The organism is Roseiterribacter gracilis (assembly GCA_018332375.1).
Taxonomy (GTDB): domain Bacteria; phylum Pseudomonadota; class Alphaproteobacteria; order BOG-932; family Roseiterribacteraceae; genus Roseiterribacter; species Roseiterribacter gracilis.
Genome location: BOPV01000001.1, coordinates 2060240 through 2074759, shown reverse-complemented (window position 1 = coordinate 2074759; position 14520 = coordinate 2060240). Strand labels below are relative to the sequence as shown.

Here is a 14520-nt window from a genome sequence, read left to right as displayed (position 1 = left end):
GAACGCGTTCGTCATCCCCGCGCAGGCGCGGATCCAGCGTCGTCCTTGCGGCCGAACACGGATTCGTCCCACCCGCGCGTGGCGTGACAGGCCGCCATCGTCCGCTTGTACCCGGCGCGTTCGGTGGTGCGCGCGACATAGGCCTCTTCCACCTCGTCGAACGTCATGACGCCGCTGCGTCGGGCCGACAAAAGCGCGTAGGCCACCGAAATATCAGCGGCGGTGAAGGTATCGCCGGCGAGATAGGGCGTGCGCGCGAGCTGTCGCTTCACCACGCCACGCCGGCTCTCGAACACGCGCAGCGCCTGCCGCGCGCTCCAATTGTCGCGCTCGGCTTCGGGCGCGAGGCGGCGGGCTCCGGTCACGAAATACAGCGAGGCGGCAAGACCGGCTTCGCCGAGATGCAGGAACTGTTGATAGGCTGGGAAAGTTGGATCGTGCGGATCCGGCGCGAGCGGTGTCGGCCCGTAGCGCGCGATTAAATACTCCATAATCGCAATCGACTCGACCATCGTGACGTCGCCGTCCTGGAGCGCCGGAATAAATCCGGCCGGATTGACAGCAAGAAACTCGGTGTCGTTCTCGACGCCGGCCAGCAGATCCACCGGCCGCAGCCGATAGGGAAGCTCCATCTCTTCCAGCAACCAGACGACCCGGAAGCCACGTCCTTCGCCGAACAGGGTGATCATGTTGCGCTGTCCTTCTTAGAAGAGCGTACGCACGCCGTGCGGCGTCGCGATCTTCGCCGTCAATTGCAGCGCGCCGGTTTCGAACGTCACGCGCGGATCGTGGAAGCCGATCGCAGCGCATGCACCCGCAACGTCTTCGGGGCTGCGCACCTGCAACCCGACCAAGGTCGCGCCGGCGTCGTGCATGCGCGACGCGGGATGCGGACCGTCGGGCCATTGAATCAACGTCGGCATGGCGCCGTCGGCGGGCATCGAGCCGTCCTCGGGCACGGTGATCGACCATTCAAGATTGCCGCGTGCAACCCGCGCCGCCGGTCCCAGCGCAATCGGCGAACGCGCGCCAAGCGCAATGTCGCCGGTACGCACGACCCAGGTTGCGAGGCGCGGCCCGTTTCGTTGCAACGACGACAGGTTGATCGCGTCGCCAAGCCCGAACCAATGTTGCGGCGGCGTTGGATTGTCCGGATCGGGCGCAATCATTTCGAGAAACAACGCCGGCCCCAGCCGCAGCAGCCGGTTGTGCGTCCCCATCCGCGCATGCGCGCCGCCGGGACCACTGTCGATCCCCAACCGTTCTTCGACGTAGCGCGCCGCTTCGTCCAACGTCGCGGCGGCGACAGTGATGTGATCGAGTTCAACCATCCCCGATCAACGCCAGCCATTCGTCTTCAGTCAGCACCGTCACGCCCAGCTCGGTCGCAGTCTTGAGTTTCGAACCGGCTTCGGCGCCCGCAACGACATAGTCGGTTTTCTTCGACACCGAGCCCGCGACTTTGGCGCCGAGCTGTTCGGCGCGTGCCTTGGCTTCGGGGCGCGTCATCTTTTCCAGCGTGCCGGTGAAGACGACGGTCTTGCCCGCAACCGCGCTGTCATTCTTGGGTCGCTCGATCGCGCTCGGTTGGACTTCGCCGGCGAGATCGTCGAGCGCGTGGACGTTGCGCTTGTCTTCGAAGAAGGCGATCAGCTCTTTCGCGACCACGCCTTTGGCGGTTTTGGAATCGCCGACAAAGACGCCTTCCAACTCCTTGCGTGCTTCGCTGTCTTCGACCTGCGCGTCGGCCATCGCTTTGCGCCAGGTCGGGTAGTCGCCGTAATGCAGCGCCAGCTTGCGCGCGTTGGTGCCGCCGACATAGCGAATGCCGAGCCCGGTCAGGAACCGGTCGAGCGGCGCGCCGCGGCGCGCTTCGATCGCGGCCAGCAGCTTGTCGGTCGAGGTTTCTTTCCAGCCCGGCAATTCGAGAATCTGTTTGCGCTTGGCCTTGAGCTTGAAGATGTCGGCGAGGTGTTTGAGCAGCTTTTCTTCGACGAACTGCTCGACCGTGGTTTCGCCCATCCCCTCAATGTCCATCGCATCGCGCGACGCGAAATAGCGCAGCCGTTCGACTTGCTGGAACGGACATTCCAGCTCGCCGGTGCAGCGCGTCACCGCTTCGCCTTCGGGACGGTGGGTTTCCGTCTTCAGCGGGCACGGGCATTTGTGCGGGAATTTGAATTCTTTCGAACCTTTCGGGCGTTTCTCCAGCACGACTTCGACGACTTGCGGGATCACGTCGCCGGCGCGCTGAATGACGACCGTGTCGCCTTCGCGAATGTCCTTGCGCTCGATTTCGTCGGCATTGTGCAAGGTGGCGCGCGCCACCATCACGCCGCCGACATTGACCGGCGTCAGATGCGCAACCGGCGTCAGCGCGCCGGTACGGCCGACCTGAATGTCGATCTTTTCCAGCACGGTGGTTGCGCGTTCGGCCGGGAATTTATGCGCCACCGCCCAGCGCGGTGCGCGCTGCACGTCGCCGAGACGGCGTTGCAGATCGACGCGGTCGACTTTGTAGACGACGCCGTCAATGTCGTAAGGCAGCTTGGCGCGGCGTTCGCCGATCTCGCGGTAGAAGTCGAGCAGCTCGTCGACGCTGCTGGTCAGCTTAGCGGGTTCGTTCAGTTCGAACCCCCATTTGTGCAGCTTGGCGCGAATGCCGTGCTGCGTGTCGGCGACAGGCGCGGAACTTTCGCCCAGCGCATAGCCGAAGAAACGCACCGGACGGTTCTTGGTTTCGTTGGCGTCGAGCTGGCGCAGCGCACCCGCCGCCGTGTTGCGCGGATTGACGAAGAGCGGCAGGCCCGCTTCGGCGCGGCGTTCGTTGAGCGCCAGAAAGGCTGCGCGCTCCATATAGACTTCGCCGCGCACTTCCAGCTTGGCGGGCCAGTCTTTGCCTTTCAGCTTTTGCGGAATGTCGCCGACGAAACGCGCATTGGCGGTGACGTCTTCGCCTTCCTGCCCGTCGCCGCGTGTTGCGGCCAGCACCAGCTCGCCATTCTCGTAGGTTAGCGAGCAGGACAGGCCGTCGATCTTGGCTTCGGCGACGAAGTCGAGTTTGAGATCGGGATCGTCTTTGTATTCTTTGAGGAACGAGCGCACCGATTGCGCAAAGTCGGCGACGTCCTCGTCGCTGAACGCGTTGTTGAGCGACAGCATCGGCCGCGCATGTTTGACTTTGCGGAATCCCTGCGCCGGTGCTGCGCCAACCGACAGCGACGGGCTGTCTTCGCGCAGCAGGTGCGGATAGGTCTTTTCCAGCAGCGACAGCCGGCGTTTCAACTTGTCGTAGTCCGCGTCGGAAACGGTCGGCGCGTCTTTCTGGTGATAGGCGACGTCGTGTTTGCGGATCTCGTCGATCAACGCGCCGATCAGCGCAGCGGCGTCGTCGTCGCCGTCGGGATTGCGCAGCAGATCGGTTGGGTCGGTCGCCTTTTTCTTACTCATGTCATCCCCGCGAAGGCGGGGATCCATTCATCCGCCGCCGCGATCTCCCAGAAACGAGCCTGCTCTACGATGGATCCCCGCCTACGCGGGGATGACGAGAGGAGGCACATCATGTGTTCATCAAACGCTTGGCCTGCGCGCGGGCTTCGTCGGTCACGACCGCGCCCGACAACATGCGCGCTACTTCTTCGCGGCGGCCAGTGTCGTCCAACGTCACCACGTTGGTTGCGACTTTGGTCTTGCCGCCTTTTTCGACGCGCAGATGAATTGCGCCGCGCGCTGCGACTTGCGGACTATGGGTCACGACCAGCACCTGCGCCTGTTCTGCAAGCCGGTTTAGCCGCTCGCCGACTGCATCGGCGGTCGCGCCGCCGACACCGGCATCGACTTCGTCGAAGACCAAGGTGCGCGCACTGCCGACACCGGCAAGAACCACTTTGAGCGCGAGAAGAAACCGCGCCAACTCACCGCCCGATGCGATCTTGGCCAGCGGCCCAAGCTTCTGGCCCGGATTGGTCGCGACCGCGAACACAGCGCGTTCGCGCCCGTTCGGTCCCCAGTCGCTTTCGGGCAACAGGTCGAGCTCGGTTGCGAAGCGCGCCTTCTCGAGTTTCAGCGGCGGCAATTCGGCAGCGACCGCCTTGTCGAGTTTCTTGGCTGCCGCTGCGCGCTTGGCTGACAGCGACGTCGCGGCGTCGACATAGGCAGCGCGCGCGACTTGCTCGGCTTTGGCGAGCTTGTCGATTGCAGCACCGCCGCCTTCGACCAGCGCTAGTTCTCTTTGTAGCCGTTCGACCAATGCCGGCAATGCGTCGGGTTCGACGCCGTGGCGGCGCGCGTGGGTTTTCAGGTCGTGCAGACGGTCGTCGACTTTTTCCAGCGACGCGTCGGCCGGATCCAGGCTGGCGCCGATCGTGTGCAGCGCGCCGATCGCCTCGTCGAGTTCGGCTTGCGCGCGGTCCAACGCCTGCCGTGCCGAATCCAGCGGCGCGCCAACTTTGTCGGCAGCACGATCCAGGCCGCGACGCGCCCGTTCGATTGCCGGCTGCGCACCGCGCGCACCCACGAGCTCTGCTTCCGCTGCTTGCAGCGCCTGAACCAACAAGTCGTGGTGCTGCAACGTCGCGCGCTGCGCCATCAGCTTTGCAGCTTCGCCGTCTTTGGGCGCCAGCGCGGTCAGTGTTTCGAGGTGATCGCGCAGCTCTTGTTCGTGGGCGCGGGCGCGGTCGGCGTCTGTCTTGGCTTTCTGGTGCGCGTCGCGCGCTTCTTTCCACGCCCCCCAAGCGTTGGCGACGTTCGCGACGTCACCAGTCAGACGGCCATGCGCGTCGAGAATTTCGCGGTGGGTTTCGCTGTCGAACAGCGCGTGCGCGTCGAACTGGCCGTGCACTTCGATCAGCGACGCGCCGAGTTTTTTCAGCAGGCCGACGCCAACCGGTTGGTCGTCGATGAAGGCGCGGCTGCGCCCGTCGCTTCCCAAGGTGCGGCGCACGACCAGCGTGTCGTCGGACGGGGTAATGTCTTGTTCGGCCAGCAGCGCGCGTGCGGGATGGGTTTTCGGCAGATCGAATTCGGCGGTGACGGTCGCTTGTGTCGCGCCGTTGCGCACCAGCCCAGCCTCGGCTCTCGCACCAAGTGCGAGACCTAGCGCATCCAGCAAGATGGATTTACCGGCGCCGGTTTCGCCCGTCAGCACAGTCAGGCCGGGCGCAAACACGAGGTCGAGTCGTTCGATCAGAACGACGTCGCGGATCGACAGCGCGGTCAGCATGGCGCCGCCGCTCGACCGATTAGAACGGCGAAAGAGAATTCCAGGCGCGGCCAAACCAGCCGCGGCTGTTGCCGCTGTCGCTATCGGGTGCAGTGCGGCCGTTATTCACGAGCGAATAGGCGTCGCGATACCACTCACTGTCCGGATAGTTGTAGCCAAGCACCGACGCGGCCTTGACCGCTTCTTCGCGCAGGCCGAGGGCGAGATAGCATTCGACGACACGCTCCAGCGCTTCGGGCGTGTGGGTCGTCGTCTGGTAACGGTCGATCACGTCACGGAAGCGATTGATCGCAGCGTTCCAGATTTTCTTTTCCTGGTAGTAGCGACCGATTTCCATCGACTTGGCAGCCAGATGGTCGCGCGCGAGCTGCAGCTTGCGCGCCGCGTCGATCGCATAGGGCGTACCCGGGAAACGGCGCGTCACTTCGTTCAACGAGTCGAGCGCAAGCTCGGTCATCTTCTGGTCGCGACGAATGTCGGTGATCTGTTCGTAGTAGCAGATCGCCTTCAGGTAATAGGCGTAGTCGACATTCTCGTAGCCCGGATGCAGCTGAATGAAGCGATCCAGCGCCACGATGGCGTCGTCATATTTCAAATTCTGATAGTGCGCGAAGGCGGCCATCAACTGTGCGCGCGTCGCCCACTGCGAATACGGATGCTGGCGCTCGACTTCGTCGAACAGAGCCGCCGCCCGACGATAATTCTCGTCGTGCATTTCGGTGAACGCATCGTTGTAGAGCGTACCGACCGGCTTCTCGACCTGGGTCAGCTTGTCATCGGACGAGCAGGCGGCCAGGGCAGCAGTCAACAGAAGCGCGGGCAGAAGACGACGAGCGAGCATCGGGAATCCAACAGGTCGAGCGGAAGGCGGGATGTATAGCACGGGGCCCGGTGGGCCTAGCAACGCGGCCTAGAAACGCAAATGGCCGGGGGGACCCGGCCATTCACGCTGGAATTTCTGCACAAATCAGGCGCTGGCGCGGACCTGCTCGAACCGGGCCTCTTCGGCCGCCGGCAGCTCGACCACCGTCCAGGCGTCGGGCTTGGCCAACAGTGCCCGCAGGAGCTGGTTGTTGACCGCATGTCCGGCGCGGTGGCCGTGGAAGCGGCCCAACAGCGGCATGCCGGCCAGCGCCAGGTCGCCGATCGCGTCCAGCAGCTTGTGGCGCACGAATTCGTCGGCATAGCGCAGGCCGCCGATGTTCAGGACCTTGTCGCCCGAAATGCCGACCGCGTTGTCGAGCGAGGCGCCGCGCGCCAGGCCGATGCGACGCAGCTGATCGACTTCTTCGACAAAGCCGAAGGTGCGGGCACGCGACAGCTCGCGCTTGAAGGCGCCGGGCGCCGGGCGATAGATGCGTTCCTGGCGGCCGATCGCGGCCGAGCGGAAATCGATGGTGAACTCGAACGAGGCCGTCGCGGCCGGCATGATCGAAGCGCCCGCCTTGTCGTCGCCGACCGAGATACGTTGCAGCACTTCGATGGCGCGCTTGGGCGCGTCCTGTTCGACGGTGCCGGCGCATTCCAGCAGAAATACGAAGGCTTCCGACGAGCCGTCCATGATCGGCACTTCCGGACCGTCGAGGCGGATCTCGGCGTTATCGATCCCGAGGCCGGCCAGCGCCGCCATCAGATGTTCGATCGTGCCGATCGTCGTGCCGGCCTGGTTGCCGAGCACGGTGCAAAGCTTGGTGTCGACCACCGCATCCCAACGGGCCGGCAAGATCGCTGCTTCGCCCGCGAGGTCAGTGCGGATGAAGCGGATGCCGGCGTCGGCCGGGGCGGGATGGAGCTCGAGCCGCACGCGGGCTCCGCTATGGAGTCCGACGCCGGAGCAGTCGATTGCGCTCTTGAGCGTGATCTGACGGGCGGCAGGCATTTGGAAGATCCTTGGGTTCTTCTTGTGGGCCGTTCGACCGGGTTTTGAGTCCCGGCTGACCCTGCGTTCAACCCGCGAGATAGGCCTCATCCTGCGCTGCGGAAAATCACGTTTTCCTACCGATTGTTACGCCCGCTAAGCGCCTGATTCACAAAAGAAAAGGGCGACCTCGCGGTCGCCCCTAAAAGTCGTGTTTCAGACTGTATCGTTTAGTTTGCCTGGCGACGCAGGAAGGCCGGGATGTCGAGCAGGTCGTCGCTCTCCTGGGCCGGCTTCACCCGCACCTGCGGGTCGATCGACAGCCGGCTCTGGGCCGGAATGGCTGGCGGGCTGGCCGGGGCCGGGGCAACTGCCGGGGCCGGCATGCTCGGCAGGGTCGGTTCAGCGCGCGACACGGTCGGGGCCGGGGCCGGCTTGCCGATACCGAGCGCGGTCTTGAACAGGCTCGACCGTTTCGGCGCCACCGGCGGGACCGGCTTGGCGTTGAGCAGTTCGGCTTCGGCCATCGGTTCGGCCCGGGCTGCTGCCGGAGCGGCAACGGTCGGACGCGGACCGGCGCTGATCGCGGCCGGCGGGATGAAGGCCGGGGCAGCGGGCGCGACCGGGGCAACGGCTTCGACCGGGGCGGCTTCCGCCACAACCGGCTCGGCAACCACCGGGGCAGCGACCGGCACTTCGACCTGCATGGCGACAGGGGTCATCGGCTGGGGATCCAACTGCAGCGCCGTCGCGGTCATGGTTACCGAAGGCATTGCATGGGTCGCACCTTGCATCGACGCGGCGGCGACCGCGGCCGACAGGCCGGGGGCGAAACCGGTCGCGGCCTTGCGCGCACCGTTCGAAATCACCGACAGAGTCGGCGCAACCGGGCGGGTCTGCGTCATCAACGCGGCGTCGATGCCGGTTGCGACGACCGACACGCGCAGGCGGCCTTCCATCGACTGGTCGAAGGTCGAACCGAAAATCACGTTGGCGTCCGGATCGACTTCGGCGCGCACGCGGTTCACCGCTTCGTCGACTTCGAACAACGCGATGTCCATGCCGGCGGTGATGTTGATCAACATCGCCTTGGCGCCCTTCAACGAAACTTCGTCGAGCAGCGGGTTCGAGATCGCGGCTTCGGCGGCGTCGATGGCGCGGCGTTGGCCTTCGGCCTCACCGGTACCCATCATCGCCTTGCCCATCTCGCTCATCACGGTGCGGATGTCGGCGAAGTCGAGATTGATCAGGCCCGGCATCACCATCAGGTCGGTGACACCGCGCACGCCCGAATGCAGCACTTCGTCGGCCATTTTGAAGGCGTCGGCGAAGGTCGTCTTTTCGTTGGCGATGCGGAACAGATTCTGGTTCGGAATCACGATCAGCGTGTCGACGAACTGCTGCAGCTCGTCGATGGCGCGTTCGGCGTTCTTCATCCGGTGCGCGCCTTCGAACTGGAAGGGCTTGGTCACCACGCCGACGGTCAGGATTCCGTGCTCACGCGCGGCGCGCGCGATCACCGGGGCTGCACCCGAACCCGTGCCACCGCCCATGCCGGCGGTGATGAACACCATGTTCGAGCCTTCGAGATATTCGAGAATATCGTCGAGCGCTTCTTCGGCAGCGGCACGGCCGACTTCCGGCTTCGAGCCGGCGCCCAGGCCGCGCGTGATGTTGAGGCCGAGCTGCAGCTTGCGTTCCGCGGCCGAGCCGCGAAGCGCCTGCGCGTCGGTGTTGCACACCAGGAACTCCACACCTTCGAGGTTGGAGCGGATCATGTTGCCGACGGCGTTGCCGCCCGCGCCACCAACACCGATGACGGTGATACGGGGCTGCAGACTCATTTCGGCTTCCGGAACGCGGACGTTGATCATCTTTAGGTCTCCTGTCGGGGCAATGTCGCTGATTCGCAGCGGGATTCGATGGGGTGTTTCGTGTGACTGAATCGAATTCGATCAACTCGACTTCGTCGTCGTCCCGTCGGTGACGCGCGACTTCGCGAAAAACTGAGTCTGTTGAATCGGTTACGGGACATCAGAGATTCTCCCGCAGCCAGTGACCGACTTTGCCGAACAGCGACGTCGGTGCTTGTTGAGCCGCCGGCAGCGACTTTAGGTCGTCGGGCATGCGCGCCGCGAAGCGCAGCAGTCCCGCAGCGGTTGCAAAAGCTGGCCCGGCTGCATTCTCCGCGAGTCCCGGAATCCGGAACGGGCGGGCCAGTCGAACCTGCTTGTCGAGGATGAGCTGCGCCAGCTCGCGCACGCCCGCGAGCTGCGATGCGCCACCCGTCAGCACGACGCGGCGACCCGCAGCGGCGTGAAAGCCCGATGCTTCCAGCTTGCCGCGCACCATCTCGAACGTCTCTTCCAGGCGCGGCTGGATGATCGAGGTCAGGAACGAACGCGGCAGATGATTGGGGCCATGACTCTCGGCGTCGCCGATTTGCGGCACGTCGATCAGCTCGCGCTCGTCGGCGGCCGACGCAAAGGCGGCGCCGTAGAGAGTCTTGATGCGCTCGGCATGGGTGAGCGAGGTCGACAGGCCCGATGCGACGTCGCGCGTCACGTGGGCGCCGCCGACCGGCACGCAATCGACATGAACGCAGACGCCTTCGACGAAGACGCCGATCTCGGTCGTGCCGCCGCCCATATCGATCAGCACGCAGCCGAGATCCATCTCGTCGTCGACCAGGGTCGCGAGACCCGACGCGTAAGGACCGACGCAGATGCCTTCGACGTTCAGATGCGCGTCGGCGACGCAGACGCCCATCGTGCGCACTGCGCCGGCATTGGCGGCGATCGCATGCAACTGCACGCCCAAGGTTTGGCCGAACATGCCGCGCGGCTCTTCGATGCCGCGCATGCCGTCGATCGCGTAGCCGACGGGGATCGCATGGACGATTTCGGTTTCGCCCGGCCGTTCGACCTGGCGCGCGCTGGCCAGCGCCCGGCGCAGATCGAGATCGCCGACCTGGTGGCCGCTGATTGCGACTTCGACCGTCAGCGGGTGCGATTCAACATGCGCCGCGGACAGATTGACCATCGCTTCGCGGATCGTTTCGCCCGCCATCTGCTCGGCCGCGTTGACCGCCTGCGCGATGGCAGCGGTGGCCGCTTCCATGTCGACGATCGCGCCGGCCTTCACGCCCTGGCTGAGCTGATGGCCAATGCCGATCGGTTGCAGACGGTCTTCGTCTTCGACGCGCGCGATGAAGCACGCGATCTTGGTCGAGCCGACATCGATGGCGGCGAGGATCGATCCGCGCGGCCGGTGGCGAGGACGTTTTGGCATCATGCCCATGTCACTTGGCCCATCTCAAATCCTCTGGCCTGCGCGGACGACCGTCGCAGGCGTTTTCTTGGCGTTGTCTTTCTTGTCGGCTGCAGGCGCTTCGTTCTGTTGCAGCACCATCTTGCCGGGCAGGCGCAGATCGACGGTGCGCACGTCGCGATCGAGCAGCTTCTCGTTCGCGGCCGCATTGGCGACCTGCTTCAGCGCAGCAGCCACGTCTTCTTCGGGCAATTTCACGTCGACGCCGTTATCGAGGCGCAGATCCCAGCGGCGCGCACCGACGCGCACCATCGCGCTGACGCGCTTGGCGAGATCGGGCACCGCCTTCAACGCATCGAGCATCGCTTGCGTGTGACGCGGCGCATCGGGGCCGACGACGAGGGGCAGGTCGCGGAATTCATCGAGACCGCTGGCGGGCACGCCGAGATCGGTGCCGTCGCGATCGATCAGAGTCAGCTTGCCGCTGTTCTGCCACAGCGCGATCGGGCGCCGTTCGGTGATCATGACGTGGACGGTGTCGGGCAGGCGGCGCGACACGGTTGCCGACGACACCCACGGAATCTGTTCGATCGTGCGGCGCGCCGTATCGGGATTGAACCCTAAGATCGCATCGCCGCGCGCAACGCCGACCGCGCGCAGAATTTCCTGCGCGTCGGTTTCGACACGGCCTTCGACGGTCACGACTTGTACGCGGTACCCCAGCGACGCGCTGGTGCGCACCAGATCGTTGGTCGCCGCGTCGACCATGCGCATCGCCGTACCCGACACGCCGAGCCAGGCGACGCCGCCGATCAGCAATGCGACGCCGACGCCGCGCACGACCCAGCGCAAACGCGGCGGATGTTTAGGCGCAGCACGGCGCTTGGGTTGCGGCGTGGGTTTTACGCGCGCTGGCATGCGTCCTCCACCATCCAGCCCACCAGCTCGTCGAACGAGCGGCCGCGATGCTGGGCCTGTTCGGGCACCAGCGAGATCGGCGTCATGCCGGGCTGCGTGTTGATTTCGAGGAAGAACAGACCGTCGTCGCCCTGTTTGGGGTCCCAACGGAAATCCGATCGCGTCGCGCCGGCGCAGCCGAGCACGTCGTGCGCCGTCGCCGCCCAGCGCATCGCCAGCGTTGCGATCGAAGCGGGAACGTCGGCAGGCAGAACGTGGCGCGCATGGCCGGCCGTGTATTTCGCGGTGTAGTCGAACATCTCGGTCGAGAAGACGATCTCGGTCACCGCGAGCGCTTCGCCGCCCAGCACCGCAACGGTTAGTTCGCGACCCGCGATGAAGCGTTCGGCGAGCAGCACCGTCGTGTCGTCCCAACCATCATTGGTCGGCAGCGTATTGTCGCCTTCGCGCACGATCGCGATGCCGACGCTCGACCCTTCGGCGGCGGGCTTCAATACGTAGGGGCGCGGCAGCGGATGGCCGTCGGCGAGTTGCGCAACCGACAGAGTCTTGCCTTCGGGACTGCGCACGCCGTGCATCGCCAGCACCGCTTTGGTCAGCGGCTTGTCCATCGCCACGGTCGAAGCCAGGCGCGGCGAATGGGTGTAGCGCAGGCCCAGCAAGTCGAGCAGCGCCTGCATGACGCCGTCTTCGCCGCCTTCACCGTGCAGCGCGTTGAACACCACGTCCGGCTTCTGCGCGCGCATCGCCGCTGCGATCGCCGCGGGATCCCGCGGCGGATCAAAGGTCGTCACGTCGTGGCCAAGCCGCGTCAGCGCATCGGCGCATGCCGCGCCCGACACCAGCGAGACTTCGCGTTCCGACGACCAGCCGCCGAGGAGAACCGTGATCTTCATCGCGGCGTCCCAATTCGTTTAATTTCCCAGCGCAGCTCGATGCCGCTTTTGGCGCGCACGCGGTCGCGCACCGTTTCGCCCAGCGTTTCCAGATCGGCGGCAGTCGCTGCACCGTCATTGATCAGGAAGTTGCAATGTTTCTCGCTGACCTGCGCGTCGCCGATGCGCAGACCGCGGCAGCCCGCTTCGTCGATCAGGCGCCAAGCCTTGTCGCCGTCGGGATTGGCAAAGGTCGAGCCGCCCGTGCGCGCACGCACCGGCTGGGTCTCGGCGCGCTGCGTCTGGATCTCTTCGATGCGCGCGCCGATCGCGGCAACGTCGTCTTTGGTCGCCTTGAACGTCGCTTCGACGAAGATCCAATCGTCGGGAACGTCGCTGTGGCGATAGGTGAGGCCCATCGCGTCGCGCGTCAGCACATGGCGCTTGCCGTCGCGGTCGAGCGCGACCGCGCTTTCGATGACGTCGACAATCTCGCGGCCGTAGGCGCCCGCATTCATACGCAGCGCGCCGCCGATCGTGCCCGGAATGCCCGACAGAAATTCGAGACCGGCCAGGCCCGCATCGCGCGCGGTCAGCGCAACGTTGAGATCCAACGCACCGGCGCCCGCAATCACGCGATCGCCGTCAATCGCAACGTCGGCAAAGCCGCGGCGCAGTTGCACCACCACGCCCGCAACGCCGCCGTCGCGCACCAGCAGGTTCGACGCAACGCCCAGCACCAGCACATTCACGTCGCGCGGCGTGCGGCTAAGGAACGTCGCGAGATCGTCGATGTCGGCGGGGCGGAACAGCACTTCGGCCGGACCGCCGACGCGGAACCAGGTGTGCTGCGCCAACGGCGCGTCGGCGCTGATCCGGCCGCGCACTTGCGGCAGGCGATCGATCAAGTGGGGTTGGTGCGTCGCTGCTGGCATCATCCGCCGGCCTCGAGCTTCGCAGAGGTCGTCTCCGAAGCCAGCTTCGCTGGCAGCGCGTTGGCCCACTGCGTGATGTTGCCGGCGCCGAGACAGACGACGAGGTCGCCGCTCTTGGCATGTTCGCGCACCACGTCGGACAAAGCTTCGGGCGACGACAGCGCCGTCACCTGGCGATGGCCGTGCGCCTGCAGACCTTCGACCAACGCTTCTTTGTTGATCCCTTCGATCGGTTGTTCGCCCGCCGCATAGACGTCGGCGACCACCACCATGTCGGCGTCGTTGAAGCAGGTGCAGAATTCTTCGAACAGCGACATCAGGCGCGTGTAGCGATGCGGTTGCACCACCGCGATCACCTTGCTGCCGGGCGATGCGCGCAACGCCTGGCGCGCGGCCTTCAACACCGCCTGGATTTCGACCGGGTGATGCCCGTAATCGTCGATGATGGTGACGCCGTTCCAGGTGCCGGTCTTGGTGAAGCGGCGTTTGACGCCCTGGAACTTCGACAGCGCGCCTTTGATCGCGTCATTGTCGACGCCCATCTCATTGGCGACCGCAATCGCGGCCAGCGCATTCTGGACGTTGTGCATGCCCAGCATCGCCAGACGCACGCCCTGGATGGTGCGCGGATCGGCGAGACGTTCGGAAATCGTGACGTCGAACACGCTGCCGTCGGCGCCAGGCTGGATGTTGACTGCGCGCACGTCGGCTTGCGGGCTGAATCCGTAAGTGACGATGCGGCGATCGGAGACGCGCGGGATCATCGCCTGGACTTCGGGATGATCGATGCACAGCGCCGCGAAGCCATAGAATGGAATGTTCTCGATGAACCGTTCGAACGCGGCTTTGACGCCGTCGAACGATCCGAAATGGTCGAGATGTTCCGGATCCATGTTGGTGACGATGCCGATCGTCGCCGGCAGCTTGACGAAGGTGCCGTCGCTTTCGTCGGCTTCGACCACCATCCAGTCGCCGGCGCCCATACGTGCATTGGTGCCGTAGGCGTTGACGATGCCGCCATTGATGACGGTCGGATCGAAGTTCGCGTGTTCGAGCACTGCGGCGACCAGCGACGTGGTCGTGGTCTTGCCGTGCGTGCCCGCAACCGCGACCGACCATTTCAGTCGCATCAGCTCGCCCAGCATTTCGGCGCGCCGCACCACCGGCAGCATCGTCGCGCGGGCAGCCAGAAGTTCGGCATTGTCGGGTTTGATCGCCGACGACACGACCAGCACCGATGCGTCGCCGAGATTCTCGGCCTTGTGGCCGATCTCGACTTTGATCCCGAGCTTCTTCAGCCGCTGGACGTTGTAATTGTCGGTGACGTCCGAGCCCTGCACCGCGTAGCCGAGATTGTGCAGCACCTCGGCGATGCCGGACATGCCGATGCCGCCAATTCCGACGAAGTGCAGCGTGCCGATGGAAAGCGGAAGTTGGCGCATC

The 14520-nt window shown here is 65.2% G+C and carries 12 protein-coding genes; all 12 read right to left on the bottom strand.

Going from position 1 to position 14520, the window contains the following annotated elements; genetic code table 11:
* Positions 1-11: 11 nt before the first annotated feature.
* The 12 genes from TMPK1_RS10265 to murC all read right to left on the bottom strand — a co-directional run bounded on the left by TMPK1_RS10265 (position 12) and on the right by murC (position 14519).
* The gene (locus TMPK1_RS10265) at positions 12-689 is read right to left on the bottom strand and encodes a glutathione S-transferase family protein (RefSeq protein WP_420242913.1); all 678 of its coding nucleotides are present in this window, start codon (positions 687-689) and stop codon (positions 12-14) included.
* Positions 690-704: 15 nt separating this feature from the next.
* Positions 705-1331 carry a VOC family protein gene (locus tag TMPK1_RS10260; RefSeq protein WP_420242912.1) on the bottom strand — a complete coding sequence of 209 codons (627 nt, stop codon included), beginning with the start codon at positions 1329-1331 and terminating at the stop codon, positions 705-707.
* Entirely contained in the window at positions 1324-3450 is a 2127-nt protein-coding gene (gene ligA, locus TMPK1_RS10255; RefSeq protein ID WP_420242911.1) for an NAD-dependent DNA ligase LigA, read from the bottom strand. The genes TMPK1_RS10260 and ligA overlap by 8 nt, the downstream gene beginning before the upstream one ends.
* A 109-nt stretch (positions 3451-3559) precedes the next feature.
* On the bottom strand, positions 3560-5221 hold the full coding sequence (gene recN / locus TMPK1_RS10250) for a DNA repair protein RecN (RefSeq protein WP_420242910.1): 1662 nt from the start codon (positions 5219-5221) through the stop codon (positions 3560-3562).
* Between the two features lie 19 nt (positions 5222-5240).
* On the bottom strand, positions 5241-6062 hold the full coding sequence (locus TMPK1_RS10245) for an outer membrane protein assembly factor BamD (protein WP_420242909.1): 822 nt from the start codon (positions 6060-6062) through the stop codon (positions 5241-5243).
* Between the two features lie 126 nt (positions 6063-6188).
* Positions 6189-7100 (bottom strand): UDP-3-O-acyl-N-acetylglucosamine deacetylase, encoded by a 912-nt coding sequence (gene lpxC / locus TMPK1_RS10240; protein WP_420242908.1) that lies wholly within the window; start codon positions 7098-7100, stop codon positions 6189-6191.
* 209 nt (positions 7101-7309) lie between these two features.
* Positions 7310-8953, bottom strand: a complete 1644-nt coding sequence (gene ftsZ / locus TMPK1_RS10235) for a cell division protein FtsZ (protein WP_420242907.1) — start codon at positions 8951-8953, stop codon at positions 7310-7312.
* Positions 8954-9113: 160 nt separating this feature from the next.
* A complete protein-coding gene (gene ftsA, locus TMPK1_RS10230; protein ID WP_420242906.1) occupies positions 9114-10370 on the bottom strand; it encodes a cell division protein FtsA in 1257 nt (418 codons plus the stop codon).
* A 24-nt stretch (positions 10371-10394) separates the two neighbouring features.
* Complete coding sequence (locus tag TMPK1_RS10225; protein WP_420242905.1) at positions 10395-11267, bottom strand: cell division protein FtsQ/DivIB; 873 nt, start codon at positions 11265-11267, stop codon at positions 10395-10397.
* A complete protein-coding gene (locus tag TMPK1_RS10220; protein ID WP_420242904.1) occupies positions 11252-12163 on the bottom strand; it encodes a D-alanine--D-alanine ligase in 912 nt (303 codons plus the stop codon). The genes TMPK1_RS10225 and TMPK1_RS10220 overlap by 16 nt, the downstream gene beginning before the upstream one ends.
* The gene (gene murB, locus TMPK1_RS10215; RefSeq protein WP_420242903.1) at positions 12160-13080 is read right to left on the bottom strand and encodes a UDP-N-acetylmuramate dehydrogenase; all 921 of its coding nucleotides are present in this window, start codon (positions 13078-13080) and stop codon (positions 12160-12162) included. The genes TMPK1_RS10220 and murB overlap by 4 nt, the downstream gene beginning before the upstream one ends.
* Complete coding sequence (gene murC / locus TMPK1_RS10210; RefSeq protein WP_420242902.1) at positions 13077-14519, bottom strand: UDP-N-acetylmuramate--L-alanine ligase; 1443 nt, start codon at positions 14517-14519, stop codon at positions 13077-13079. Before murC ends, murB begins: the two co-directional genes overlap by 4 nt.
* Between the last annotated feature and the right edge of the window lies 1 nt (position 14520).

Coding starts and splice junctions, on each gene's coding strand:
- TMPK1_RS10265 (WP_420242913.1), bottom strand. CDS start 689: ATGATCACCCTGTTCGGCGAAGGACGTGGCTTCCGGGTCGTCTGGTTG.
- TMPK1_RS10260 (WP_420242912.1), bottom strand. CDS start 1,331: ATGGTTGAACTCGATCACATCACTGTCGCCGCCGCGACGTTGGACGAA.
- ligA (WP_420242911.1), bottom strand. CDS start 3,450: ATGAGTAAGAAAAAGGCGACCGACCCAACCGATCTGCTGCGCAATCCC.
- recN (WP_420242910.1), bottom strand. CDS start 5,221: ATGCTGACCGCGCTGTCGATCCGCGACGTCGTTCTGATCGAACGACTC.
- TMPK1_RS10245 (WP_420242909.1), bottom strand. CDS start 6,062: ATGCTCGCTCGTCGTCTTCTGCCCGCGCTTCTGTTGACTGCTGCCCTG.
- lpxC (WP_420242908.1), bottom strand. CDS start 7,100: ATGCCTGCCGCCCGTCAGATCACGCTCAAGAGCGCAATCGACTGCTCC.
- ftsZ (WP_420242907.1), bottom strand. CDS start 8,953: ATGATCAACGTCCGCGTTCCGGAAGCCGAAATGAGTCTGCAGCCCCGT.
- ftsA (WP_420242906.1), bottom strand. CDS start 10,370: ATGCCAAAACGTCCTCGCCACCGGCCGCGCGGATCGATCCTCGCCGCC.
- TMPK1_RS10225 (WP_420242905.1), bottom strand. CDS start 11,267: ATGCCAGCGCGCGTAAAACCCACGCCGCAACCCAAGCGCCGTGCTGCG.
- TMPK1_RS10220 (WP_420242904.1), bottom strand. CDS start 12,163: ATGAAGATCACGGTTCTCCTCGGCGGCTGGTCGTCGGAACGCGAAGTC.
- murB (WP_420242903.1), bottom strand. CDS start 13,080: ATGATGCCAGCAGCGACGCACCAACCCCACTTGATCGATCGCCTGCCG.
- murC (WP_420242902.1), bottom strand. CDS start 14,519: ATGCGCCAACTTCCGCTTTCCATCGGCACGCTGCACTTCGTCGGAATT.